Genomic DNA, 24061 nt, shown 5'->3' on the forward strand with positions numbered 1-24061 from the left:
AATGCATAATTTTTGTAAAAACCATTTGTTGGAATTGCTGATAACGGGATTCTGTGCTATACTATACAATGTATCACCATGAAAGTGAGGAAATTTACAAATTGCTGAACTACGATGCGATCCTGTTTGATGTGGACGGGACCCTGATCGATTCCGCTCCCGGTATCATAAATACATTAAAAGAAGTCTTTGCCAAGATGGGCGTGGACACCACAAATGTGAACCTGCGCCGCTACCTTGGCCCGCCGCTGCGCAAGAGCTTTGGTGAGCACTTTACCGACCCGGCCCTCATTGAAAAGGCCACCGACCTGTACCGCGACAGCTACGCCGTCAAGGGCAGCCACGAGTGCGCCGCCTACCCCGGTGCAGCAGAGATGCTGCAGCGCCTGAAGGACGCGGGCCTTGTGCTGTGCACCGCTACCTCCAAGCCCACGCAGGTCGTTACGCCCATTCTGGAAGAAAAGGGCCTTGCAGGCTATTTTGATTTTATCGGCGGCGCGTCCATGGACGAGAGCCGCGACACCAAGACCGACGTGGTGCGCCATGTGCTGGCCCAGCCCATGATGCAGGGCAGGCGGGTGCTGATGGTGGGCGACCGCAACGACGACATGCGCGGCGCTGCGGACTGCGGGCTGGATGCCGCCGGTGCGCTGTACGGCTACGGCAGCAGGGAAGAGCTGGAACCCTTCCACCCGGTGCTGCTGGCCGAAAGCTGCGCCAGCCTTGCAGACCAGATCCTGAACGGACAGGCATGACCGGAAGGCCCTGTGCCGGAAACTAAGTGAATGGTGAGAAATATGAGAAATACACGACCGGAAAAGCAATCGCTTACTCCTATGCAGAAGCAGGCTGTGCTGGTGTGCAGTGTGTGCGCGCTGGCAGCCATTCTGACCATTGCCATTACCATGACGCTGCTCAAGCGCGGCAAGACCCCTGCAGCCCCGGGGGAACAGCCCTCCAGCGAGGTGCTGGTGCCGGGCGAAGAGGATATCTCGGATCACTACCAGATCAGCGAGACCTCTGCCGCCCTGCTGCCGGAGACCGCCGACGCGGGCGAGAGCTACCAGAAGGAAACGCTGTTCCTCGGCGATTCCAACACGGTGCGCCTGTACGCCAACGGCCTGATCAGCCTGCAGCAGTTCTGCGCCAAGGAGGGCATTGGCACCCATGCCGCCCTGAACGAGGGCATCGTTACCTTTAAAAAGGACAGCAGCACCTACACCATCGCGCAGGCCGTGGCCAAAATGAAGCCCCGCCGCGTGGTCATCATGCTGGGCACAAACGATACCGGCATGAGCGTGGACGAGTTCATCAAGAACTATACCGCGCTGGTGCAGGCCATTCAGGAAAGCTACCCCTACACTGACATCATCGTGAACACGGTGCCGCCGGTGCCTGCAAACCACGCAAACTACCCCCACATGGACCAGACCAAGATCGACGACTTCAACATGGCCCTGCTGTCCATGTGTGAGCAGATGGGCCTGAAGTTCCTCAACAGCGCCGAAGCGCTGAAGGATGCCAACGGCTATGGCCGCGAGGATTACTACCAGACCGGCGATATCCACCTGAAGCCCGTGGGCCTGAAGGCCATGCTGAGCTATCTGCGCACCCACGCTTACCAGACCGACGACCGTCGCCCGGACACCGCCAACATCCCCACCCGCGCCGAGTATACCCCGAACCCCAGCTCTGCGGTGACAGCACCCAGCAGCTCGGAGGCTGCAGGCTCTTCCGAAGAGCAGGGTGTGCTGTATCAGGCCAGCTACCGGGTGGACAAGACCGGCGGCACCCTTTCCAGCGGCAGCGACAGCGGCAAGACATCCCTCTCCTATGAAGTGACCAGCGCCGCCCAGTCCATCAGCGTGACGGCTGTGCCGCAGGACGGCTATGTGTTCGTCAAGTGGAGCGACGGCGTGACCCAGAAGACCCGCACCGATACGAACTTCAAGCAGAACGTGGACGTGACCGCCGTGTTTGCAGCGGCTTCCGTGCATATCAGCAGCACCGGCAAGGCCGTGCTGGGCGATTCCTACACCTTTACCGCAAAGCTGGGCGGCAAGCACCTCACTGCCGACAGCATCCGCTGGTACGCCAACGGTGCGGAAGTGCCGCAGGCGGCGGGCAAGACCACCGTCAAGGTGGAGATCGACCCCTCCATGCTCAATGCGACCTTTAAGGTGTACGCAGTGGCAAGCTACAACGGCTGCACCGTTACCAGCAACACCGTGAATGTGACGGTCAGCGGCGTAAGCTCCGGCAGCTCCGGCAGCTCTGGCAGCTCTGGCAGCACGTCGGGCAGCAGTTCTTCCGGCAGCACCAGCTCTTCCGGTGCATCGTCCGGCACCACCTCCGGGGCATCCTCCGGGGCTACATCCACCTCCGGCAGCTCGTCTCACAGCTCTTCCGACAGCCCGTCTCACAGCTCTTCCAGCAGTGAGAGCACGGCTTCCCCGGCAGGCTCGGCTTCTGCTTCCAACGGAACAGCCAGCTCTTCCCACAGCACCAGCTCGTCCCACGCGGACTCTGGTGAGAGCAGCTCGGCTTCCCATAGCAGCTCCAGCAGCGAGAGCAGCTCTGCAAGCTCTGGCAGCTCCCATGCGGCTTCGGAATCCAATGCCAGCAAGGAAGCCGCCAACGAGCAGTCCGCATCCACGGACTCCGCGTCCTGAGGCTGTCACCCCGGCCTGCTGTGCCGCATAGGCTGGCAGGAAGGGAGGCGTTTGCATGTATTACGAGGAACCCCGCATCCCGGCGCTGCCCGGGGAAGAGAACGTGACCGACGGCAGCGTGGATGATTACGGCACCGACTGGGAGAACGTGGACAACGGCGCGCTGGAAGAGGAAATGGCAAAGTGTGCTGCCACCCCCTGTGATGTCAAAACCACCTGCCCGGACAACGACCCGGAGCAGACGGACGTACCATCGTACGAAATTGTAACAGAATGATGTGAAGCCAGCTCTGTTTACGGCAGGGCTGGCTTCTGCCTGTTGTTGAGCGCATGGCAGCTGAGGCCATGGCAGAAGGAAAAGAGGGAAGGTTTATGGCAAAATATTATTGCGTGCTGTTCGATGCAGACAACACCCTGCTGAACTTTGACGCAGCCGAAAGCAAGGCACTGGCCGAAACGCTGGTGAACTACGGCATTGAGCCGGATGCAGAAACGGTGCAGACCTACCGCACCATCAACTCGGAGCTGTGGCGGCAGCTGGAAAAAGGCCAGATCAAACGGGAAAAGCTCATGGCGGAGCGGTTCACCCGCTTCCTCAAGGCCATTGATGCCGCCGGTGACGGAGCCGAGATGAACCGCTTCTATCTGGAACAGCTCTCCACCCACCCGGACCTGATGGGGCCGGAAGTGCTGGATGTGCTGCGGGAGCTTTCCGAGGTGGCAACGCTGGCCGTTGTGACCAACGGCTTCCAGAAGGTGCAGATCCGCCGTCTGGCCGAGAGCGGTGTGCTGAACTTTATGGAGGACGTGTTCGTCTCCGAGAAGATGGACAGCGAAAAGCCGAACCGCAGAATTTTTGATGCGGCCCTGCGCGCCCTTGGCGTGGAGAACCGCGAGCATGTGCTGGTGGTGGGCGACGGCCTGAGCAGCGACATTCAGGGCGGCGTGAATGCGGGCCTTGACACCTGCTGGTATAACCCCAGCCACGCCGAGAACCCCGGCAAGGTGGTGCCCACCTACGAGATCGCAGACCTGAAAGAGCTGTACCCGCTGGTGATGGAGCAGGAAGAGCTGGCCAATGTGGGCCTGAAGAACCGCCGCCACCAGTGCTGAGCCAATAAGCGGATGGAGAACGGGATCATAAAACTATGCTGATACATTTGGAAAAACTAGGCAAGAGCTTTGGCGAAAAGATCGTGCTGCACGATGTGACCGCCAGTGTCGAGCGGGAGGACCGCATCGGCATCGTGGGCCAGAACGGCGCGGGCAAGACCACCCTGCTCAAGATTTTGACCGGCGAGTACCAGGACTACGAAGGTGAGTTCAGCGTGACCCATGGCGTGACGCTGGGCTATCTGGAACAGAACGCAAAGCTGGATGCCACGCTGGATCTCTACGGCGAGATGCGCTCCACCTTTGCCCCTGTGCTGGATGCCATGGCCCAGATGCAGGTGCTGGAACGCAAAATGGCCGCGCAGCCGGACGACACGGAGCTGCTGGCCCGGCACGACCAGCTGCAGAACATCGTGGATGCCGCCGACGGCTACAACATGGATGTGAACATCAAAAAGGTGCTGTCCGGCATGGGCTTTGCGCAGGATACATGGCAGAAGAACATTGCGGTGCTCTCCGGCGGCGAGCTGACGAGGCTGCGGCTGGCAAAGCTGCTGCTGGAAAAGCCGGACGTGCTCATTCTGGACGAGCCCACCAACCACCTGGACTTTGCCACCATGGAATGGCTGGAAAACTACCTCAAAAGCTATTCCGGTGCGGTGCTGGTGGTCAGCCACGACCGCTACTTCCTCGATAACGTGTGTACGAAGATCTGGGAGGTCTCCTTCCAGACCATGACCACCTACAAGGGCAACTTCTCGGCCTACCTGCCCCAGAAGGAAGCCGCCGATGCCCTGCGCCAGAAGCAGCACGATGCAGATGTGGCACTGGCCGAAAAGCTGCAGGACTACGTGGACCGCAACCTTGTGCGCGCTTCCACCACCAAAATGGCCCAGAGCCGCCGCAGGCAGCTGGAAAAGCTGGAGATCACCGAAGCGCCCAAGGACGAGACCAACCAGCTCAAGTTCCGGTTTGAATATGACGTAGAACCGTGGAACGAACTGGTGCTGCTCAAGAACCTGACCATCAAAATAGGGGAGTGCACCCTGCTGGAACCCTTTACCTACACGGTGTGCCGCGGCCAGCGGCTGGTGATCGCAGGCCCCAACGGCGCGGGCAAGTCCACCCTGATGCAGGTGCTGGACGGCAAGCGCCGCCCCTCCGGCGGCATGGTGCGGCTGGGCACCGGCGCACGGCCCAGCATCTTTGCCCAGCAGCAGAACCGTCTGGGGCAGGGCCGGGTCATCGATGTGATCTGGAACAAGTACCCCCGCATGACCGAGCTGGAGGTGCGCAGCCATCTGGCAAAGCTGGGCTTCCGGGGCGAGACGGTGTTCAAGCCCTGCGAGGCGCTTTCCGGTGGCGAGCTGGCCCGCCTGCGCTTTGCGGAGATCGTGCTGGAACGGCCCAACCTGCTGTTTCTGGACGAACCCACCAACCATCTGGACATCTACACCCGCGAAAATCTTACCGAGGCCCTCATGGCCTACACCGGCACGCTGCTGCTGGTCACCCATGACCGCCACCTGATGAACAGTCTGGCCTGCCCCATCCTCTACCTTGAGGACGGCAAGGCCACCCTCTACCCCAGCTACGATGCCCTGATGGGCCGCAACGCCCCGGCCCCTGCCGTGCAGAAGGCCGCCGAACCGGCCAAGACCGGCTACGGCAGGGAGCAGCGCCGCCGCCGCGCAGAGCTGCGGGCCAAGATCAAAGCCTGCGAGGACGAGATGGAAGCCCGCGGTGCACGCGAAGTGGAGCTGGACAACGAGATCAACTCGCCGGAGGTGTACAACGACCCCGATCTGCTGCGTCAGAAGAGCGACGAGCTGAGCGACCTGCGCTTCCATCAGGAAGAGCTGTTTGCCGCGTGGGAAGCCGCCATGGAAGAGCAGGAAAGCTACGAGCAGAGCCAGCAGACCGAAGAGTAAAGGAGGGTGCAGCATGCCCCAAAACAGACGCAGTTACGAAAAAACGCGCCGCATCGCCCTTTCCGGCCTGCTGTTTGCGCTGGCCATGGCACTTTCGTTCATTGAGGGCACGCTCACCATCCCGGGCCTTTTGCCGGGCATGAAGCTGGGCCTTGCCAACATCGTGGTGATGTACGCGCTGTTTTTCATGGGGCCAAGGCAGGCGCTGGTGCTGGACGTGCTCAAGGCACTGTTCGTGTTTCTGGTGTCCGGCTTCACGGCGGGCTTTCTCTCGCTGTGCGGCGGCCTTTTGTCCCTGCTGGTGATGTGGGTGCTGTACTATCTGCTGCCGGTGCGGCCAACCTGGTTCATCCTGTCCGTATGCGGCGCACTGGCCCACAACATTGGCCAGCTGCTGGGTGCAGGCGTGATCATCTCGTCCTCGCTGTCGTTCTACTATGCGCCGGTCATGCTGGTGCTGGGCCTTGTGATGGGCGCACTGACCTCCATCACCCTCAAGGCCCTGCTGCCGGCTCTTGGCAAAATGGGCTTCTCCACGCAGGAAAAGCGGGGGAATAACCAACCGTCCATGCATCACAGTTGCATTTTGGCCGGAAATCAGTATAATAAGGAAACAACCTGCTATTTTAAAGATAAAATCTCTTGCATACAGCGCTGCCGCCGTGGGAAAGTGCGCGGCAGCCGGGAGGTGTTTGCACTATGAGTGAAAAAGTTACCATCAAGGTGGAGCGCAAAAAGCTGCATCTGCCCACCATCGCCCTGCGCGGGCTGGTGGTGTTCCCCAACAATCTCGTCCACTTTGAGGTGGGCCGCGAAAAGAGCATTGCCGCCGTGGAGTGGGCAATGGCAAATAATTCCAACGTGTTTCTGGTGGCACAGAAGTCCATGGACACCACCGAGCCGCAGCAGGCAGACCTGTTCAGCTACGGCGTGGTGGCCGAGGTCAAGCAGGTGCTGCGCGTCTCCGGGGACCTTGTAAAGGTCCTGGTGGAGGGCAAGTACCGCGCAAAGCTCAGTGCACTGGATGCCAGCGGCGATTTTCTGCTTTCGGAGGTGCGCCCGGCCCCGGTGCGCGCAGGCAAGGCCGACGATGCCGTGGAAACCGAAGCGCTGCTGCGCGCCCTCAAGGCCGGGTTTGACGAGTACCTTGGCATGAACCCGCGCCTTGGCAAGGACGTGGTGTTTGCCATCGTTTCCAGCGACGACCCCGCCTTCCTCAGCGAGTACATGCCCGCAAATCTGCTGTTCCGCTACGAGGACAAGCAGGCTGTGATGGACGAGGGCACCCTGAACGGACGGCTGAAAAAGCTCATCGAGATGCTGCGCCGTGAGTGTCAGGTGATGAAAATTGAAAAGGAGATCGCGGAAAAGGTCAACGAGTCCATGGACAAGAACCAGCGCGATTACTACCTGCACGAACAGCTGCACATCATCAGCGACGAGCTGGGCGAGGGCGACGACACCCACGCCGAGGCCGACGAGTACCGCCGCAGGATCACCGGACTGCACCTTGCCGAGGACAGCGAGAAGAAGCTGCTCAAGGAAGTGGACCGCCTTGCCAAGATGCAGGGCTCCAATCAGGAGGCAACGGTCATCCGCACCTATCTGGACACCTGCCTTGACCTGCCGTGGAACACCTTTACGGTGGACGACCTTGATATCAGCCGCGCACAGCAGATTTTGGACCGCGACCACTACGGCCTGAAAAAGGTGAAGGACCGCATTCTGGAAACGCTGGCCGTGCGCAAGCTGGCACCGGACGTGAAGGCACAGATCATCTGCCTTGTAGGCCCTCCGGGCGTGGGCAAGACCAGTATTGCACGCTCCATCGCCGAAAGTCTGGGCCGCAAGTATGTGCGCATCAGCCTTGGCGGCGTGCGGGATGAAGCCGAGATCCGCGGCCACCGCCGCACCTACATCGGCGCGATGCCCGGCAAGATCATCACTGCCATGATCTCTGCCAAGAGCGCGAACCCCCTCATGCTGCTGGACGAGATCGACAAGCTGGCAGGCGACTTCCGCGGCGACCCGGCCGCAGCCCTGCTGGAAGCGCTGGACCCGGAGCAGAACAGCACCTTCAACGATCATTTCATCGATATCCCGTTCGATTTGAGCCATGTGCTCTTTATCACCACCGCCAACGACCTTGGCAGCATCCCCGGCCCCTGCGTGACCGCATGGACGTGATCGAGCTGCCCAGCTACACCCGCGTGGAAAAATACAACATTGCCCGCAAGCACCTGCTGCCCAAGCAGCTCAAGGCCTGCGGCCTGACCGGCAAGGTCACGCTGAGCCAGAGCGCGCTGTACGGCATCATCGACGGCTACACCCGCGAGGCCGGTGTGCGCAATCTGGAACGCACCATCACCAGCGTGCTGCGCAAGTGCGCCCGCAAGATCGCCGCAGGCGAGGTGGAAAGCGTCTCCGTTACCGGCACCATGCTGGAACAGCTGCTTGGCCCCCGCTTCGTCAAGCCCGACTTCCTCAACCGCACCAATGCGGTGGGTATCGCCAACGGTCTGGCATGGACCAGCGTGGGCGGCGAGACCCTGCCCATCGAGGTGCAGGTGATGGACAACGGCAGCGGCAAGATCACCGTCACCGGTTCGCTGGGCGACGTGATGAAGGAGAGCGCTCAGCTGGCCGTTACGTGGGTGCGCGTGCACGCCGCCGAGTACGGCATCGACCCGGAAAAGCTCAAGAAGTGCGACCTGCACATCCACGCCCCGGAGGGCGCAGTGCCCAAGGACGGCCCTTCTGCCGGTGTCACCCTGACCACGGCGCTGGTGTCCTGCCTGTCCGGCATCCCGGTGCGCGGTGATGTGGCCATGACCGGCGAGATCACCCTGCACGGCAACGTGCTGCCCATCGGCGGCCTGCGGGAAAAGAGCATGGCGGCTTACCGCGAGGGCATGAAAACGGTGCTCATCCCCAAGGACAACGAACCCGACCTGTATGAGGTGGACGACGAAGTGAAGAAGAACCTCACCTTCCTGCCCATGCAGAGCCTGACACAGGTGCTGAACGCGGCCCTGCTCAAGCCCCAGAACGCAAAGAAGGCCAAGGCTCCCAGCCGCACCCATGCAAAGAAAAAGGCGGCAGATGCCGCCATCGTGCCGCCCACCGCAGAAAAGCCCCAGCCCGGCGCGGTGTGCTGAGAACAATAGAAACCCTCTCAGTCACGGCTTGCGCCGTGCCAGCTCCCCCGAAGGGGGGAGCTTAAGGGATGTTTTCCACCAGATGAAAGAGCTCCCCCTTCGGGGGAGCTGGCGAGGAACGAAGTGACGAGACTGAGAGGGTTTGACGTACCACAAGAAAGGAAAGCTCCATGAATTACAACAAAGCTGATTTCATTGCCAGCTACGGCATTTCCAGCCAGCTGCCCGAGAGCGACCGCCCGGAGCTGAGCTTTTCGGGGCGGTCCAACGTGGGCAAATCCAGCCTCATCAATAAGCTGTGCAGCCGCAAAAACCTTGCCCGCGTGTCCAGTACGCCGGGCAAAACGGCCACCATCAATTTCTATTCGGTGGACGACTGCTACTTTGTGGACCTGCCCGGCTACGGCTACGCCAAGGTGAGCAACGCCGACCGTGAGCGCTGGGACGACCTCATCAACAGCTACTTTGAAGCACCCCGCCACCACACCCTGCTGGTGCAGCTGCTGGACTGCCGCCACGCCCCCAGCGCCGACGATGAGCAGATGCTGCGCTACCTGCACTATCACCAGATCCCCTACGTGGTGGCCCTGACCAAGGCCGACAAGCTCAAAAAGAGCCAGCTGGCCAAGACGCTGGAAGACTTTGAGAACCTCTGCCGCCCCTATGGCTGCCAGAAGGTGGTGCTGACCAGCGGCGAGAACGGCTACGGCATCCCGGAGCTGCAGGCGGTGCTCAATGCCGCTGTGGCCGGGGAACAGGAAGCGGAGTAAACCATGGCCTACAACGAATTTGCCTATTTCTACGATGAATTCAACGGCGAAGCCGATTACGATGCCCTGTATGCCCACATCCATGCAAAGCTCAAGGAGCACGGCATCCACGACGGCATCCTTGCCGACCTTGGCTGCGGCACCGGTGAGCTGACGTTGATGCTCACGCAGGCGGGCTATGATATGATCGGCATTGACCAGTCCGAGGAGATGCTCTGCGTTGTGCGCGATAAGGCCGAACAGCTGGGCCTTTCCGGCAGGCTGCTGCTGCTCCGGCAGGACCTGCTCAAGCTGGATCTGTACGGCACCATCCGGGGCGCGGTGTCCACCTTTGACACCTTCAACCACATCCCGGACCTCGACACCGCCATTGCCAACGCGGGCTTTTTCATGGAGAAGGGCGGGGTGTTCCTGTTCGATATGAACACGCCCTACAAGCACCGGAACGTGCTGGGCGACAACGCGTTCACCTTTGAGGAAGAGGATGCCGCCTGTGTGTGGCGCAACCACTACGATGCCGCCAACCGCCGCGTGGAGATCACCGTGGACATCGACTACCACGAGACCGGCGAGCACTTCCACGAACAGTTCTGCGAGTACACCTATGACCTTGACACCATCCGCACCGCGCTGGAAAAGCACGGCTTTGCGCTGGAAAGCGTCTGCGACGGCGAGACCTTCGGCCCGCTGACCGAGGACAGCCAGCGCTATTTCTTCTGCGCAGTCAAGCAGTATACACAATTGGAGGGATAACTTTATGGCAAATCTGATCCGCGGCCTGTCGGAGAACGGCGGGGTCGTGTTCTGTGGCGTGGATTCCACCCAGATCGTCCGCAAGGCCGAAAAGCTGCACACCACCAGCGCCACCTGCAGCGCGGCACTGGGCCGTCTGCTCACCGGCGCGGCCCTGATGGGCTCCATGCTCAAGGACGACCGTGACCAGATCACCCTGCGTGTGTCCGGCGGCGGCCCGGCGGGCGTGGTCATTGCCTGCACCGACGGCACCGGCAACGTGAAGGGCTGCATCGATCACCCCTTGGTGGAGCTGCCCGCAAAGCCGAACGGCCACCTGGATGTGGGCGGCGCTGTGGGCAAAGACGGTGTGCTCACCGTCATCCGGGATAACCGCCTGCAGAAGGAGCCTACCGTGGGGCAGGTGCCGCTGGTCTCCGGTGAGATCGCCGAGGACCTGACCGCCTACTACGCCTACAGCGAGCAGGTGCCCACCGTCATGGCGCTGGGCGTGCTGGTGGACAAGGACCTGTCCATCCTGTGCGCAGGCGGCTTTATGGTGCAGCTGCTGCCCGGTGCCACCGATGCGGAGATCGATCAGCTGGAAAAGAACATCGCGGCCATGCCGTCCGTCACCACCCTGCTGCACGAGGGCAAGACCCCCGAGGACATGATGCAGCTGGCGCTGGCGGGTTTTGAACCCAATGTGCTGGACGAGCGCGATGTGCACTACCAGTGCGACTGCAGCGCCGAGCGCACCAAGGAGATGCTGTTCAGCCTTGGCCGCAAGGAGCTGGTGAGGATGCGCGACGAGGACCCCGCCTGCGAGGTGGTGTGCCACTTCTGCCACAGCAAGTACCAGTACGACCTCAACGACCTGCTTGCCGAGTACGACGCGCAGGCGGCGGAACGTGCCGCTGCAGAGCAGGGAACTTGACAAACCGCTAAAAAACAACTATACTACAAATAGAAAAGGCGCTGTCCGCAATGGTCAGCTCCTTCCGGTTAGATCAATAAGAATGACCGCCACGGTTTGGAGATTGGGGCGGTCATTTCTTATTGTTATGGATCTCTTTGAAGATTGCCCATGCGATCTGAAATGTAATCCCAACTGTGCCGCCAACAATGACGAACAGCTGCAGAACATCGTTCAACACCATGATGCATCCCCCCTTCCGCGTTTGCGAACGGGGGAACAAACAATAAGCTTTTACGTCCCCCGGACGCTTGCCGGAGGGAAGCATGACCACCTGCGCTTGCAGACAGCACCTAATCACCGCCTTTTCAGGCGGTATTTTTAGTTTAACATACTTTTTGGCGAATTACAACGGGAATCCTTTCACCCGCAGATGTCCGCTGCCACGGTGTAGGTAACGGTATAGTCCAGTACATTGCCGTTCACGGTGCAGTCCTCTTTGCGGGCGATGTGCTCCGCGTCCGGCCATGCGGCGTACAGCGCCTGCAGGCTTTGCAGCCGGGCCAGCGCGGCGGCCTGCGCTTCGGTGCGGCGCAGCGTTTCCGGCTGCTGCACATAGCGGCAGGTCTCCTCCACAGAGCAGGGCAGGGCAAGGCCCAGCAGCGGCACCTCCGGCTGAAAGTGCCGGAGGATCACCGCCGCATGTTCCGGCGCAGGCGCGGCGGGCAGGGAGAAGGTGTGCCCGAACGCTGTCACCCGGTATGCGCGGGTGCACGCGCCGGTGTACTGCTGCACCGTCTCTTCCAAGGGCACGGTGCGGGTGTCGCTCCACTCAAACTGCGCAACCACCGTTCCGGCGGCGGGCGCAAAGATCAGGGTGCCGTCCCGCTCGGCGCGGGCTGTGCCAATGAGGCCCTGCCCGGCTTCCACCTGCTGGCCCGGCTGCACCAGCATGGTGCCGCTGGTAAGGTTCGTGCGCAGAACAGTGCCGCTGCATTTTGCCCGGATGCCATGCAGCGTTCCGGCGGCAATGTCCGGCTTGGGCCTGGCCGCGGCGGCTTCCACCACCAGCCGCCCTTTGGCAAAATTCAGGCTGGCCCAGGAGAACTCGCCGCTGTGCAAAAGGGCGTACTCCCCGGCGGTGAGCTTTGCCTCGGTCACAGCCGCACCGGGCTGCAGGCCCGCTTCCCGCAGGACGGCGCAGGCCCGCGCAGCCTGTCCGGTGGTGAGGGAAGAGGTGTCCGCATACCAGACGAACTGCTGTGCAAAGAGCAGCAGCGGCACAAACACCGCCAGCCCCGCCCAAAGCCCGGCCCGGCGCAGCAAGGGGCGCAGGCAGAAATACAGCCCCAGTTTCCGGCGGATGCGCAGCCGCACCCGGTGCTTGCGGGCCAGCGCGGCAAGGCGCGGGTACTGCCACGCGGCGCACCGCCCGCCAAACCCTCCCGGCAGGGCCGTTACCCCGTAGGGATGCAGCCCGGCCCGGGCGGCAGCGGTAAGCAGGGCTTCGGTGCTGCCATTGCATGCGGTGAACTCCACCGCGGCCCAAAGGCTTACCGGTTCCATGGGCACCTCCTAGTCATCCGCAAAGTCCGTGCGCACGAACCGCCCCCGCAGGGTCAGGCGGCTGGCGGTAAGGGCAACGATCTTCAGCCCGTCGCCGTAGATGGTCAACCGGCCATGGGGCATCTGCAGGCACAGCCGGTCAGGGCTGTAGGTCAGGATGCGGCAAAAGTGCTCCACCTCCATGCGGCCCCCGCTCAGGTAGACGGCAGGGGCGTGGTAAAAGCCCTGCGGCGGCTGACGGAACAGCAGGGCCAGCCAGCTTTGCAGCAAAAGCCGCTTTTTGCGCTTGGCACACATCCCATTCCCTCCCATCCCGCAGTTCTGCCCGCGGCGCGCTGCTACATATATATGGATGCGGAGGGCTGAGTTATGAATCGAAGCTGGAATTTCCGGCGGGGCGTGCTGCTGGCGCTGGCAGGGTACACGGCGTTTCTGGTGTTTGCCGCGCCGCAGCGCTGTGCCGATGCCCTGCAGGCGGGGCTGCGGCTGTGCGGCGGGCCGCTGCTGGTATCGCTGTTTCCGTTCCTCATCGTATCGGCGCTGGCGGCAGGCTGCGGGGCCGGGCAGTGGCTGGGCTTTGTGTTCCGGCCTGCGGCGCGGCTCATGGGCATCCGGGCAAAGGGTGCGGGCGGCGTGCTGCTCATTGGGGCCTTGGGGGGCTTTGCACCGGCGGCGGTGGCTGCGTCCGAAGCCGTGCGCACCGGTCAGCTCACCTCCCGGCAGGCCTCGGCGCTGCTGCCCGCCTGTGTGTGCAGCGGGCCGTCCTTTGTCATCCTCACGGTAGGGCAGCAGATGCTGGGCAGCCGCGCGGTGGGGGTGCGGCTGTTTGCGGCCCAGCTGCTGGCGGGATACCTCACGGCGGCGCTGCTGTGCCGGATGCAGGGCGGGGCCGGGCAGGCTCCACCCGCGCAGGGGGAAACCATTCCGCTGCCCGCACTGGACGCGGTGATCGCGCAGGCGGCAGTGACCTACCTGAAGCTCTGCGGCTTTGTGCTGTACTTCCGGCTGCTGGCGGCAGGGTGCGGGGCATTGCTGCCACAGCCGTGGGCGGCGCTGCCCGCCATGCTGCTGGAAGTGTGTTCCGGCTGCGATCAGGCCGCCCGCACCGGGCTGTGGGCCAGCACGCTGTGCTGTGCGGCGCTCAGTGTGCAGGGGGTGTCGGTGCTTTTGCAGGTGCGCACCATCTGCCCGGCCGAGATCTCGCTGCGGCCTTTGCTGGCAGCGCGGGCGGTGCATCTGCCGCTTTCGGTGGCGCTGTTCTGGCTGGGCAGCACCGTGCCGGTGCAGGCCGTGCAGACCTTTACCACCCTGACCGAACGGGTGGTGGTGCTGCGCCGTGTCCCGCTGGACTGCGCCCTGCTGGCCTTTGCCGTGTGCTGCATTACGGTGGAGGAGTTGGCGAGGAGTTAAGGTGCGGGCTGGGCTGTGGGCTGGGAGTTTCTCCAGCGAATGTCCGGGAAGTGGGGCCCCGTGCGTAAGCACAGGGGCGGAACCGTGGGTTCCGGGCTGTTCGCGGAGAAAGCTGCCAGCACGCAGCCTACGGTTTCAGGAAACTTTATCAGGTGCTACTGTAGGAGCGTTATCTGATACAGTGGCAGATTATTGACGCTGATGCGATGAAAAATGCAGTGTATCAAGCTGATACAGTGCCCCCTTGATTGATACAGTGCGTCAGTGTATCAGGGCAGGCCAGTGTATCAACTTGATACACTGGCAAAAAGAAACATAAGTAAGTTATATATTTCTCACTGTATCATGTGTTTCTCCACGGTAGGCCAGCCGGGTAAACCACCCTCGCGCGCCGTCCTTTTGGCACAGCTGATATTTTGCAATGTCGCCATCCCGTACAAGCTCAGCATACGAGCGTTTGTAAGTGGCTTCACTGCACTTGATCTCCTGAAGTACAGCACTTTTGAGTTGAGGATTTGCCATCGACCCAAGGCGGCTCTCGGACAGAACGTTCAGGATGGCGCTGCGGGTGTCCTGCCGGGTCTCCGCTGTGCGCACCCGCCGCTCCTCAATGAAGTCGGCATCCTTCTTGTCGGTGTAGCCGTCAAACACGGCCCGCGCGGTCTTTACGCCCTCCACCTCCACATCGTCGATGTGCAGCAGCACCGTCTGCTGGGGGCGGGCGTAGCTGTTTTTCTCGTGGCTGAGATAAATTTTGCCGTCGTTCTTGGCGCGGCCCATCATCAGCACGCTGCGGGCCATGTCCCAGATATCCGAGCTGTCGGCCAGACGTGCGCGGCCGGAAACGCCCTGCTTTTTGTTGGAGTGCATCACGATGAGCACCGCGCAGCCCTGCTTTGCGGCAATGGCGCGCAGCGGCAGTAGGGCACCGCGCATCTGGTTGCGGCTTGCCATCTCCACATCGGCGGGCAGAAAGCTCTGCAGCGGGTCCACGATGAGCAGCAGCGGCCCGGCCTTGGCGGCAAAATCCGCCAGTGCCTGATCCTTGAGGGTAAGGGGCTGGCCGGTCTTGCCAAAGTAGTCGTCGGCGGTCAGCACCAGCACCCGGTTCATGTCGGCCCCGGCCGCCAGCAGACGGGCCTTGAGCACCTTGCCGGGGTCGTCCTCGCCCGCAAGCAGCAGCACCTTGCCGGTCTGCTGCGGCGGCAGCGGAAAAAAGCCGGAGGTCTTGCCCGCCGTCACATAGGCAATGAGCTGTGCCTGCCAGATGCCCTTGCCGGTGCCGCCGTCGGCACCCAGCAGCGACACTTCGCCCAGCGGCAGCAGCTGCGGCACCAGCCACGCCACGCTCTGCATGGGCACATCGGCCAGCAGGCCGGGCTGCGCCGCGCTGCCCTCCAGCGCAAGCTTGCGCTGCTTTGCGTCCGCGTTCACGGCTGCCATAAAGGCTGCGGGGTCGGCCTGCCACGCCTGCTTGCAGGTGTTGAGCCATTGATCGATCTTGTAATTGACGGCGGGCAGCTGCATGCTGCAGGCTGCGCCGCGCACGTCGTCCAGCAGGTCTTCCCGTGCATCCGGGTCGGTCTGGTGGAACATTACCGCAAAGGTCAGGCGGCTGAACAGCTGCTGCTCGGTCCTGCAGGCATCCAGCATGTTCAGAAAGTCTGTGCGGTCCTGAATGGATACTCCCAAAATACATTTCTCCTTTCGCTGTGGTTTATAACTGGAAGTAAAACCAAATGTTGTTGCTATAAGTATAACTCTGAAAAAACAACGTGTCAACAAATAGTTTTTGCGCAAAAAGCCACAGCTTCCGGGGTGAAAATGCACAGGAAAATGGGGAAAGAAAAAGAGAAGGCGGGCACCTTCTCTTGACAAAACGGCAAAAAATAACTATACTACAAATAGAAAAGGTGCTGTCCGCAATGGTCAGCTCCTTCCGGTTGGATCAATAAGAATGACCGCTTACCGTTTGGAGACAGGGGCGGTCATTTCTTATTGTTATGGATCTCTTTGAAGATTGCCCATGCGATCTGAAATGTAATCCCAACTGTGCCGCCAACAATGACGAACAGCTGCAGAACATCGTTCAACACCATGATGCATCCCCCCTTCCGCGTTTGCGAACGGGGGAACAAACAATAAGCTTTTACGTCCCCCGGACGCTTGCCGGAGGGAAGCATGACCACCTGCGCTTGCAGATAGCACCTAATCACCGCCTTTTCAGGCGGTATTTTTAGTTTAGCATACTTTCTGACGAAATACAATAAGAACCCACAGAAACGACGCTTTGTAAAATTTTATGGTGCATGGTTGCTTTTTGAAAAAAGCAGAGTATAATAAAAGTGAGAAAGTAAGAAAATCGCACAAAGGAGAATGAAGGATGCTGACGGAATTGAGGACAAAATCCCAAATCACCATTCCAAAGGATATTGTAATGAAGATGGGCCTGCGGGAGGGCGACAAGCTGGAGATCGTGGAGAAGGATGGCGTGATCGAGCTGATGCCGGTAGCCGTTTACCCCAAAAAGTATCTGGACGAGCTGCGCAGCGAGATCAACGAAGCAAAGGCCAAAATTGCGGCAGGGGAGCAGCCGGTGTTCGACACTGTGGACGCACTGTTTGAAGCGCTGGACGGTGCGGACGAATGAATTACAAGATCACCTACACCAAACGATTCATAAAGAACCTGAAGCGTTTGAACGCAGCGGAGCGGGCGCAGCTGAAAAAGAAGCTGGAAATTCTGGAAATGGACCCGCTGTATCCGTCGCTGCGCACAAAGCGTATTCAAGGCACGGTAGACTTGTTCGAGTTCAGCGTAAACATGGATGTGCGGGTTATCTGGCAGTACGACGGTGATACGATCATTCTGCTGTTGGACATCGGACACCATGATATTCTGAATCAATTTTAAAAGCCTGTAAACACGATAAAAAGGCCGCTGCGGTTCACATGCAGCGGCCTTTCCATTTGATGGGGAGTATTCAGCGGCGGTTTACTGGATGCCGGTCACAGGATAGTCCTGATCCTCAACGGCCTTCTTCAGCACGTCGTCGGCGACCTCGGCGTTCAGGGTGACGATGGCGGTGCCGGCCTCGTGGCTCACCACGGCCTCGTCCACCTCGGGCAGGGCTTCCAGAGCCTTCTTCACGCGGGCTTCGCAGTGGCCGCACATCATGCCTTCCACCTTCAGGGTCTTTTTCATAGCAGTGTCCTCCTTGGTACTCTCTTTATTTGCAACCGCTGCGGGCTGTGCGGAGACAGCGGGCAGGGAAGCAGCATTTTTTGCCGCACGATCGTGCTTTGTGCTGTGCACGTCGAACAGGTTCAGGCGCAGGGCGTTGCTTACCACGCAGAAGCTGGAAAGGCTCATGGCAGCAGCACCGAACATGGGGTTCAGCGTCAGGCCGAAGGGGATGAACACGCCTGCGGCCAGCGGGATGCCGATGATGTTGTAGATGAACGCCCAGAACAGGTTTTCGTGGATGTTGCGCAGGGCAGCGCGGCTCAGGCGGATGGCGGCGGGCACGTCCGACAGCTTGGAGTTCATCAGCACCACGTCCGCCGCGTCGATGGCAACGTCGGTGCCTGCGCCGATGGCGATGCCGGTGTCGGCACGGGTCAGGGCCGGGGCATCGTTGATGCCATCGCCCACCATGGCCACCTTGCCGGATGCCTGCAGCTGGCGGATGACCGCTTCCTTGCCGTCGGGCAGCACACCTGCGATCACCTCGTCCACACCGGCCTGCCTGCCAATGGCATCGGCAGTGCGCTGGTTGTCACCGGTGAGCATCACCACGCGGATGCCCATGGCCTGCAGCTCCCGGATGGCGCGGGGGCTGTCCTCCTTGATGGTATCGGCCACCGCGATGATGCCCAGCAGACGGCCTGCTCCGCCGAAGAACAGGGGCGTTTTGCCCTGTGCGGAAAGGGCTGCGGCCTTCTCCTGCAGCTGTGCGGGCACGGTGACTTTGGTGCCGATAAAGGACGCATTGCCGCCAAAGATCTCCACGTCGTCCAGCTTTGCGGCCAGACCGTTGCCCGGCAGGGCGGCAAAGCCGGATACCTCGGGGGCGGTGAGCTTCTGCGCGTCGGTGCAGGCCAGCACGGCCTTTGCCAGCGGGTGCTCGCTCTTGCGCTCCAGTGCGGCGGCAAGGGTGAGCAGCTCCGTCTCGGAAACGCCCTCGGCGGGCAGAATGTCGGTCACTTTTGGTTCACCGCTGGTGATGGTGCCGGTCTTGTCCAGCGCCACGATCTGGGTGCGGCCTGCAGCTTCCAGCGAAGCGGCGGTCTTGAACAGGATGCCGTTCTTTGCACCCAGCCCGTTGCCCACCATGATGGCCACCGGCGTTGCCAGACCCAGCGCACAGGGGCAGCTGATGACCAGCACGGAGATGCCGCGGGCCAGCGCATAGCCCAGCTCCCGGCCCAGCAGCAGCCACACGATGGTGGTGACCACCGCAATGGTAATGACCGCAGGCACGAAGAAACCGGACACCGTATCGGCGATTTTTGCAATGGGAGCCTTGGTGGCGGCGGCATCGCTGACCATCCGGATGATCTGGGCAAGGGTGGTGTCCTCGCCCACGCGGGTGGCCCGGCACTGCAGGAAACCGGACTGGTTGGTGGTGGCAGCGCTCACCTTATCGCCCGCAGCCTTGTCCACGGGGATGCTCTCGCCGGTCAGGGCGCTCTCGTTCACGGCGCTGGTGCCTTCCAGCACGATGCCGTCCACGGGGATGTTCTCGCCCGGGCGCACCACAAAGATGTCCTCCTTCTGCACCTGCTCGATGGGCACGGTCACTTCGGCACCGTCCCGCAGCAGGGTGGCGGTCTTGGGGGCAAGCTTCATCAGGCTCTTGAGCGCGTCGGTGGTCTTGCCCTTGGAGCGGGCCTCCAGCATCTTGCCCACCGTGATGAGGGTCAAGATCATGGCGGCGGACTCAAAGTAGAACTCCATCATATAATGCATGACCAGCTCGCTGTTGCCGTCCACCTGCGCGCGGGTCATGGCGAACAGGGCGTAGGTGCTCCACACAAAGCTAGCCATGGAACCCATGGCCACCAGCGTGTCCATGTTGGGCGAGCCGTGGAGGAGCCCCTTGAAGCCGTTGATGAAGAACTTCTGGTTGATGACCATGACGATGCCCGCCAGCAGCAGCTGCACAAGGCCCATGGCGATGTGGTTGCCGTCGAACCAGCGGGGCAGGGGCCAGCCCCACATCATGTGGCCCATGGAGAAGTACATCAGCACCAGCAGAAAGCCCAGCGACGCAATGAGCCGCCGCTTGAGCTTGGGGGTCTCGTGGTCGGCCAGCGCGTCAAGGTCGGCGCTGGTGGAGCTGGCAGCCGCCGCGCCCGCACGCTTGGGGCTGGCACCGTAGCCTGCATCCTGCACGGCCTTGATGATCTCGGCAGAGCTGGCGGTGCCCTCCACGCCCATGGAGTTGGTCAGCAGGCTCACCGAGCAGCTGGCAACGCCGGGCACCTTGCTCACGGCCTTCTCCACCCGGGCGGAGCAGGCTGCGCAGCTCATGCCGGTAACGTTGTATTGTTCCATAAAATATCACTCCTACGTTGAGTATGCACGGAAAAGGGCTTCTTATTTCATGAGCTTGGGCAGCAGATTCACCAGCTCGTCCAGCTTTGCCTCGCTGCCCGCGCGCAGGTCGTCCGCCACGCAGGTGGAGATGTGCTGGGCCAGCAGCTCTTTGGAAAAGCTGTTCAGTGCCGAGTTCGCCGCCGCCACCTGCACAAGGATGTCCACGCAGTAGGCATCTTTTTCCAGCATGCCGCGGATGCCGCGCACCTGCCCCTCGATGCGGCTGAGCCGGTTCAGCAGGGCCTTGTGCTCCTCCGGGGTGCGGTCTTTGTGGCGGCAGCAGGAGGGGGTGACGCTTTCGGTGGGCACAGCGGATGCGTCAACGGCCGGAGCCGTGGCAGCTTCGGACTGGGCGGGCGTGCCGCAACAGCAGCAGGGCTTTTTCTCGTTGTCCATAAAATATCTCCTTTACCCATAGGGGGTATGTGTCTTACAGCATGAGTATAGCACAGCAAACCCGATAAATCAAGTAGGGAATTGAAAAATACAAACAAAAAGAGGGAAGGCACTGCAAATGCCTTCCCTCTATCAAATCACTTTTACTTCTCCAGAATCCGCGGCACAAACAGGCCCAGCATCTTGCCCCACCAGTACCACTCGTGGGAGACATCGCCGCCCCAGACCTCGAGGTGGGCGGGCAGGCCTTGTGCGGCCAGCACATCGGCCAGCGCCTGCGTGTCGGCTTTGGCATCGTCCTCATAGGCACCCTGACCGGCGCAGAGCATCAGGCTGTTCTCCTCGGCCTTGGCCAGAGCCAGCTTGTCGGCGATGCCGTTCTCGGCCAGATACTGCAGGGGAGAGCAGCGCAGCACCAGATCGTCGGCTTCACTGCCCCAGAAGCGGGCCAGATCGTAGATGCCGGAAAGGCCGATGGCACCGGCAAAGAGCTTGGGACGGCGCAGGCGGCAGTTGACGGCGTGCACAGCGCCAAGGTCGATGCCCACACACCACAGCTTGGCATCCTTTGCGGCACCGTTCAGGGCCAGCACCCGGGGAGCCAGCTCGGCGGTAAGGTAGACGAAGTACTTTTCCTCCATCTCGGCGCGGCGGCGCACCGGGATGTCGCCGTTCAGTACGGCCTCGCCGTCAATGCTGTCGGCGCAGAACAGCTGCACCTTGCCCTCGTTCAGCAGCGGGGCAATGGCATCGGGCATGCCGTTGTTCTCCCAATCATAAAAGCGGCCGCCGCGGGCAGGCAGGGCCAGCACCGGCACACCGGCGCTGCCGTATACCTTGAACTCCATCTCGCGGTTCAGCACGCTGCTCCACTCTTTGTAATAGGTACCCTGGATCATAAATCAAGCACTCCTTGTTTCTATATTCACCGGCCCGGGCGTAGTCGCTGCACGTTGGTGCCGGTCGTTAGCGATCAAAAGAAAGCTTTCTCTGGAAATATCACACGAACTGGTTGCGCTGGGCATCGTACTCGTAGCCCACAGCTTTGAGCTTTGCGCAAAGATCTGCCTTGTCGGCATCCATGTCTTCGCACAGAGCATCGAGGTTTTTGTAAAAATCACGCAGCTTCAGGTTCACCACGCTCAGCAGCATGATGGGATCGTTGGGCAGAGCCATGTGTTTTGCCTCCTTACAGCAACAAAAAAAGCCGGCCACTCGACAAAGTGACCGGCCACATACACCAAATTAGACAGCGCGGGTAACTTTGCCAGCGCGCAGGCAACGGGAGCATGCGTAGACGTACTTGGGAGAACCCTCAACGACCGCCTTGACACGACGGACATTCGGCTTCCAGGTACGGTTGGAACGACGATGAGAGTGAGAAACCTTGATACCAAAGGCAACACCCTTGCCGCAGCATTCACATTTAGCCATGGTACTTGCACCTCCTGCAGTGAAGTAAGGAATCAAAATAATCAGCTTGACTATTGTAGCAGATTGCCGGGCAAAATGCAAGCCTTTTTCAAAAAATATTGCGGTTTTTTGGAAAACCAAACTCCTTCAGTCATCGCTGCGCGATGCCAGCTGTTCCCCTTCTGGCACTTTGTGCCACCTCCCCGGCCGGGGAGTCTGTCTCAGTGAGGGAGCCTCTGGCGAAGAGGAAAAGCTTTCCGGTATGCCAAAGCCTCCTCCGCGAGAAAGACTTCCCCGGCCGGGGGAAGATGTCACGTAAGTGACAAAAGGGGGAACAGGGGGACCGCGTTAGCGGTGGAAGGAGTTTACCCCTTGTCTAAAACCTCAAAAAATAGTATTATATATGGTATACTGAAAAAAGGCAGGAATATCGAATGACCTCTCAGGGCATCTATTATCTCATCCGCGCGCTGGTGGCGCTGGTGGCCATCCCCTTCCACGAGTGCGGCCACGCGCTGGCAGCATGGCTGCTGGGCGACGACACCGCAAAGCGGCAGGGGCGGCTTTCGCTGAACCCCTTTGCCCACTTTGACCTGCTGGGCACGCTGTGCATGGTGTTTGCGGGCGTGGGCTGGGCAAAGCCCGTCTCCACCGACCCCCGCAATTTCAAAACCCCAAGTGGGGCATGGCCCTCACCGCGCTGGCTGGCCCTGCGGCAAACATCCTCCTTGCCTATGTGGGCATGGTGGTGTGGAAGCTCATGTACTACTGGGCACCGGTGAACGATGCCACCATCTACATTGCCATGTTCCTGCAGTACCTTGTGCTGATGAACGTGAGCCTTGCCGTGTTCAACTTGATCCCGGTGCCGCCGCTGGACGGCAGCCGCATCCTGCTGGTGCTGCTGCCCCGGCGCATCTACTTTGGCCTGATGAAGTACGAGCGCTATATCATGATCGCCCTGCTGGCGGCAGTGTGGTTCGGCGCACTGGATACCCCCCTGTACTACCTGAACAACATCGTGTGGGAGCTGCTGGGCAAGGGCACCGGCTACATTGATAAGATCGCGTATTCCATCTACTATGCCGGCCTTGGGACGGTGGTGTGAGCGTGGCAGAAGAACTGACCTTCCATCTGGAAGATTTTGACGGCCCGCTGGAATTATTGCTGGCGCTTGTGGCCAAACATAAGATGGACCTGCACAACATCCCCATTCTGGAGCTGATCGACCAGTACACCGCCACGGTGGCGCGGGCCGACCCGGACCCGGAAGCCGCCAGCGCCTTCATCGAGATGGCCGCGCGGCTGGTGGAGATGAAAAGCTACCTGCTTTTGCCCCGCAGCGAAGAGGGCGAGCGCATGAAGCAGGAGTTCACCGGCCAGCTGATCGAGTACGACCAGTGCCGCCGCATGGCTGCGCTTTTGCGCCAAAAGGCCGAAGCTGCGCCGGTTTTTGTGCGTCCGCCCATGGAGATGGAGTTCGATAACACCTACGACCTGCACCATGCGCCGCAGGTGCTGGCGGATTACTGGGCCGTTCTTTCCGGCCGCACCAAGCTGCGCCGGGAGCCTACCCAGCAGCAGTTCGAGCCGCTGGTCACAGCGCCCATGGTGTCGGTGACGAGCCGGGTGGTGTACATTCTGCGGCACCTGATCAGCGGCACAGCGGCAAAAATGAGCCAGCTGTTCAGCCGCCAGCAGACCCGCAGCACCAACGTGGCCACCTTTCTGGCCTTGCTGGAGCTGGTGCGCGGTGGCCGTGTAAAGCTGGACGACGAGGGCCGGCTGACCATGCAGCGGGGCCGCATCCAACGTGATAAGGAGAAGGAATGAACCAGAAACAGATCCGTGCAGCCGTGGAAGCCATGCTGTTTGCCAGCGGCGACCCCATTGGTGCCGACAAGCTGGCCCAGGCGGTGCAGCTGCCGCAGCTCAGCGTGGAAGCCGCGCTGGAAGCCCTGCGGGAGCGCTACGCCCGGGAGGACAGCGGCCTGTGCCTGCTGCACCTGAACACCCGCTGGCAGCTTGCCACCAAGACCGAGTGGGCCGACTGCATCCGCCGCCTGCTGGACAGCCGCCGCGCAGTGCCCCTTGGCCCCGCCGCCATGGAGACCCTGACCGTGATCGCCTACAACCAGCCGGTGTCCCGCGCCTTCATCGAGCAGGTGCGCGGCGTGGATTCCTCGTCCAGCGTGTCGGGCCTGCTGGAAAAGGGCCTCATTGAGGAAGCCGGACGCCTTGACCTGCCGGGCAGGCCGGTGAGCTTCCGCACCACCGACACCTTTTTGCGGGTGTTCGGCCTTTCTTCTCTGGCCGACCTGCCGCCGGTGCACGGACAGGAGACAGAAACGAACGCATCACCGACAGAAAGTGAGGGGTAACG

The 24061-nt window shown here is 61.2% G+C and carries 22 protein-coding genes and 2 pseudogenes; 16 read left to right on the top strand and 8 right to left on the bottom strand.

Annotated elements, in window-relative coordinates; all coding sequences use genetic code 11:
• Positions 1–101 precede the first annotated feature (101 nt).
• The 10 genes and pseudogenes from PXT33_RS07300 (at position 102) to hslO (ending at position 11313) form a co-directional block, all read left to right on the top strand.
• On the top strand, positions 102–755 hold the full coding sequence (locus PXT33_RS07300) for an HAD-IA family hydrolase (RefSeq protein WP_243112283.1): 654 nt from the start codon (positions 102–104) through the stop codon (positions 753–755).
• Between the two features lie 42 nt (positions 756–797).
• The gene (locus PXT33_RS07305) at positions 798–2672 is read left to right on the top strand and encodes an SGNH/GDSL hydrolase family protein (RefSeq protein ID WP_347070537.1); all 1875 of its coding nucleotides are present in this window, start codon (positions 798–800) and stop codon (positions 2670–2672) included.
• A 55-nt stretch (positions 2673–2727) separates the two neighbouring features.
• On the top strand, positions 2728–2949 hold the full coding sequence (locus PXT33_RS07310) for a hypothetical protein (RefSeq protein ID WP_005940342.1): 222 nt from the start codon (positions 2728–2730) through the stop codon (positions 2947–2949).
• A gap of 95 nt (positions 2950–3044) precedes the next feature.
• Entirely contained in the window at positions 3045–3785 is a 741-nt protein-coding gene (locus PXT33_RS07315; protein ID WP_044953456.1) for a YjjG family noncanonical pyrimidine nucleotidase, read from the top strand.
• A gap of 35 nt (positions 3786–3820) precedes the next feature.
• Positions 3821–5716, top strand: coding sequence for an ABC-F family ATP-binding cassette domain-containing protein (locus PXT33_RS07320; protein WP_332376227.1), 1896 nt, complete (start codon positions 3821–3823; stop codon positions 5714–5716).
• A gap of 13 nt (positions 5717–5729) precedes the next feature.
• Complete coding sequence (locus PXT33_RS07325) at positions 5730–6419, top strand: Gx transporter family protein (protein WP_347070538.1); 690 nt, start codon at positions 5730–5732, stop codon at positions 6417–6419.
• Positions 6416–8874: pseudogene (gene lon, locus PXT33_RS07330) on the top strand (endopeptidase La). The gene PXT33_RS07325 and the pseudogene lon overlap by 4 nt, the downstream one beginning before the upstream one ends.
• Before the next feature lie 170 nt (positions 8875–9044).
• Positions 9045–9644 carry a ribosome biogenesis GTP-binding protein YihA/YsxC gene (gene yihA, locus PXT33_RS07335; RefSeq protein WP_005940358.1) on the top strand — a complete coding sequence of 200 codons (600 nt, stop codon included), beginning with the start codon at positions 9045–9047 and terminating at the stop codon, positions 9642–9644.
• Between the two features lie 3 nt (positions 9645–9647).
• Positions 9648–10397: a class I SAM-dependent methyltransferase gene (locus tag PXT33_RS07340; RefSeq protein WP_005940360.1), complete on the top strand. Its 750-nt coding sequence runs from the start codon at positions 9648–9650 to the stop codon at positions 10395–10397.
• Between the two features lie 4 nt (positions 10398–10401).
• Positions 10402–11313, top strand: coding sequence for an Hsp33 family molecular chaperone HslO (gene hslO, locus PXT33_RS07345; protein WP_120019739.1), 912 nt, complete (start codon positions 10402–10404; stop codon positions 11311–11313).
• Positions 11314–11715: 402 nt separating this feature from the next.
• Here hslO and PXT33_RS07350 read toward each other — a convergent pair whose 3' ends face one another.
• Positions 11716–12858 (bottom strand): sporulation protein YqfD, encoded by a 1143-nt coding sequence (locus PXT33_RS07350; RefSeq protein WP_332376228.1) that lies wholly within the window; start codon positions 12856–12858, stop codon positions 11716–11718.
• Between the two features lie 9 nt (positions 12859–12867).
• Entirely contained in the window at positions 12868–13155 is a 288-nt protein-coding gene (locus PXT33_RS07355) for a YabP/YqfC family sporulation protein (protein WP_332376230.1), read from the bottom strand.
• 72 nt (positions 13156–13227) lie between these two features.
• On the opposite strand from PXT33_RS07355, the gene PXT33_RS07360 reads away from it, so the two are divergent.
• The gene (locus PXT33_RS07360; RefSeq protein WP_097774879.1) at positions 13228–14268 is read left to right on the top strand and encodes a hypothetical protein; all 1041 of its coding nucleotides are present in this window, start codon (positions 13228–13230) and stop codon (positions 14266–14268) included.
• A 324-nt stretch (positions 14269–14592) separates the two neighbouring features.
• Here PXT33_RS07360 and PXT33_RS07365 read toward each other — a convergent pair whose 3' ends face one another.
• On the bottom strand, positions 14593–15960 hold the full coding sequence (locus PXT33_RS07365; RefSeq protein WP_332376231.1) for an AAA family ATPase: 1368 nt from the start codon (positions 15958–15960) through the stop codon (positions 14593–14595).
• A gap of 691 nt (positions 15961–16651) precedes the next feature.
• On the opposite strand from PXT33_RS07365, the gene PXT33_RS07370 reads away from it, so the two are divergent.
• Positions 16652–16918, top strand: a complete 267-nt coding sequence (locus PXT33_RS07370; RefSeq protein ID WP_097774882.1) for an AbrB/MazE/SpoVT family DNA-binding domain-containing protein — start codon at positions 16652–16654, stop codon at positions 16916–16918.
• Positions 16915–17181 (top strand): type II toxin-antitoxin system mRNA interferase toxin, RelE/StbE family, encoded by a 267-nt coding sequence (locus tag PXT33_RS07375; protein ID WP_097774883.1) that lies wholly within the window; start codon positions 16915–16917, stop codon positions 17179–17181. The genes PXT33_RS07370 and PXT33_RS07375 overlap by 4 nt, the downstream gene beginning before the upstream one ends.
• Before the next feature lie 81 nt (positions 17182–17262).
• Here the strand turns inward: PXT33_RS07375 and PXT33_RS07380 are convergent, their stop codons facing one another.
• The 5 genes from PXT33_RS07380 to rpmB all read right to left on the bottom strand — a co-directional run bounded on the left by PXT33_RS07380 (position 17263) and on the right by rpmB (position 21699).
• The gene (locus tag PXT33_RS07380; protein ID WP_332376232.1) at positions 17263–19827 is read right to left on the bottom strand and encodes a heavy metal translocating P-type ATPase; all 2565 of its coding nucleotides are present in this window, start codon (positions 19825–19827) and stop codon (positions 17263–17265) included.
• Between the two features lie 42 nt (positions 19828–19869).
• Positions 19870–20265 (bottom strand): metal-sensing transcriptional repressor, encoded by a 396-nt coding sequence (locus PXT33_RS07385; RefSeq protein ID WP_332376233.1) that lies wholly within the window; start codon positions 20263–20265, stop codon positions 19870–19872.
• Positions 20266–20408: 143 nt separating this feature from the next.
• The gene (locus PXT33_RS07390; protein ID WP_005941285.1) at positions 20409–21164 is read right to left on the bottom strand and encodes an esterase family protein; all 756 of its coding nucleotides are present in this window, start codon (positions 21162–21164) and stop codon (positions 20409–20411) included.
• 100 nt (positions 21165–21264) lie between these two features.
• Positions 21265–21441, bottom strand: coding sequence for a DUF4250 domain-containing protein (locus PXT33_RS07395; RefSeq protein ID WP_097774886.1), 177 nt, complete (start codon positions 21439–21441; stop codon positions 21265–21267).
• A 69-nt stretch (positions 21442–21510) separates the two neighbouring features.
• A complete protein-coding gene (gene rpmB, locus PXT33_RS07400; RefSeq protein WP_082210844.1) occupies positions 21511–21699 on the bottom strand; it encodes a 50S ribosomal protein L28 in 189 nt (62 codons plus the stop codon).
• 413 nt (positions 21700–22112) lie between these two features.
• On the opposite strand from rpmB, the pseudogene PXT33_RS14820 reads away from it, so the two are divergent.
• The 3 genes and pseudogenes from PXT33_RS14820 to scpB all read left to right on the top strand — a co-directional run bounded on the left by PXT33_RS14820 (position 22113) and on the right by scpB (position 24059).
• Positions 22113–22786, top strand: a pseudogene (locus tag PXT33_RS14820) (site-2 protease family protein).
• A 2-nt stretch (positions 22787–22788) separates the two neighbouring features.
• Positions 22789–23511 (top strand): ScpA family protein, encoded by a 723-nt coding sequence (locus tag PXT33_RS07415; RefSeq protein ID WP_097778376.1) that lies wholly within the window; start codon positions 22789–22791, stop codon positions 23509–23511.
• Positions 23508–24059 (top strand): SMC-Scp complex subunit ScpB, encoded by a 552-nt coding sequence (gene scpB, locus PXT33_RS07420; RefSeq protein WP_005941268.1) that lies wholly within the window; start codon positions 23508–23510, stop codon positions 24057–24059. The genes PXT33_RS07415 and scpB overlap by 4 nt, the downstream gene beginning before the upstream one ends.
• Positions 24060–24061 lie beyond the last annotated feature (2 nt).

Source organism: Faecalibacterium taiwanense, from assembly GCF_036632915.2.
Lineage (GTDB): Bacteria > Bacillota > Clostridia > Oscillospirales > Ruminococcaceae > Faecalibacterium > Faecalibacterium taiwanense.

Excerpts from the sequence above, each read along its gene's own strand:
- PXT33_RS07305 (WP_347070537.1), top strand. The coding sequence starts at position 798 with ATGAGAAATACACGACCGGAAAAGCAATCGCTTACTCCTATGCAGAAG.
- PXT33_RS07310 (WP_005940342.1), top strand. The coding sequence starts at position 2,728 with ATGTATTACGAGGAACCCCGCATCCCGGCGCTGCCCGGGGAAGAGAAC.
- PXT33_RS07315 (WP_044953456.1), top strand. The coding sequence starts at position 3,045 with ATGGCAAAATATTATTGCGTGCTGTTCGATGCAGACAACACCCTGCTG.
- PXT33_RS07320 (WP_332376227.1), top strand. The coding sequence starts at position 3,821 with ATGCTGATACATTTGGAAAAACTAGGCAAGAGCTTTGGCGAAAAGATC.
- PXT33_RS07325 (WP_347070538.1), top strand. The coding sequence starts at position 5,730 with ATGCCCCAAAACAGACGCAGTTACGAAAAAACGCGCCGCATCGCCCTT.
- yihA (WP_005940358.1), top strand. The coding sequence starts at position 9,045 with ATGAATTACAACAAAGCTGATTTCATTGCCAGCTACGGCATTTCCAGC.
- PXT33_RS07340 (WP_005940360.1), top strand. The coding sequence starts at position 9,648 with ATGGCCTACAACGAATTTGCCTATTTCTACGATGAATTCAACGGCGAA.
- hslO (WP_120019739.1), top strand. The coding sequence starts at position 10,402 with ATGGCAAATCTGATCCGCGGCCTGTCGGAGAACGGCGGGGTCGTGTTC.
- PXT33_RS07350 (WP_332376228.1), bottom strand. The coding sequence starts at position 12,858 with ATGGAACCGGTAAGCCTTTGGGCCGCGGTGGAGTTCACCGCATGCAAT.
- PXT33_RS07355 (WP_332376230.1), bottom strand. The coding sequence starts at position 13,155 with ATGTGTGCCAAGCGCAAAAAGCGGCTTTTGCTGCAAAGCTGGCTGGCC.
- PXT33_RS07360 (WP_097774879.1), top strand. The coding sequence starts at position 13,228 with ATGAATCGAAGCTGGAATTTCCGGCGGGGCGTGCTGCTGGCGCTGGCA.
- PXT33_RS07370 (WP_097774882.1), top strand. The coding sequence starts at position 16,652 with ATGCTGACGGAATTGAGGACAAAATCCCAAATCACCATTCCAAAGGAT.
- PXT33_RS07375 (WP_097774883.1), top strand. The coding sequence starts at position 16,915 with ATGAATTACAAGATCACCTACACCAAACGATTCATAAAGAACCTGAAG.
- PXT33_RS07380 (WP_332376232.1), bottom strand. The coding sequence starts at position 19,827 with ATGGAACAATACAACGTTACCGGCATGAGCTGCGCAGCCTGCTCCGCC.
- PXT33_RS07385 (WP_332376233.1), bottom strand. The coding sequence starts at position 20,265 with ATGGACAACGAGAAAAAGCCCTGCTGCTGTTGCGGCACGCCCGCCCAG.
- PXT33_RS07390 (WP_005941285.1), bottom strand. The coding sequence starts at position 21,164 with ATGATCCAGGGTACCTATTACAAAGAGTGGAGCAGCGTGCTGAACCGC.
- PXT33_RS07395 (WP_097774886.1), bottom strand. The coding sequence starts at position 21,441 with ATGGCTCTGCCCAACGATCCCATCATGCTGCTGAGCGTGGTGAACCTG.
- rpmB (WP_082210844.1), bottom strand. The coding sequence starts at position 21,699 with ATGGCTAAATGTGAATGCTGCGGCAAGGGTGTTGCCTTTGGTATCAAG.
- scpB (WP_005941268.1), top strand. The coding sequence starts at position 23,508 with ATGAACCAGAAACAGATCCGTGCAGCCGTGGAAGCCATGCTGTTTGCC.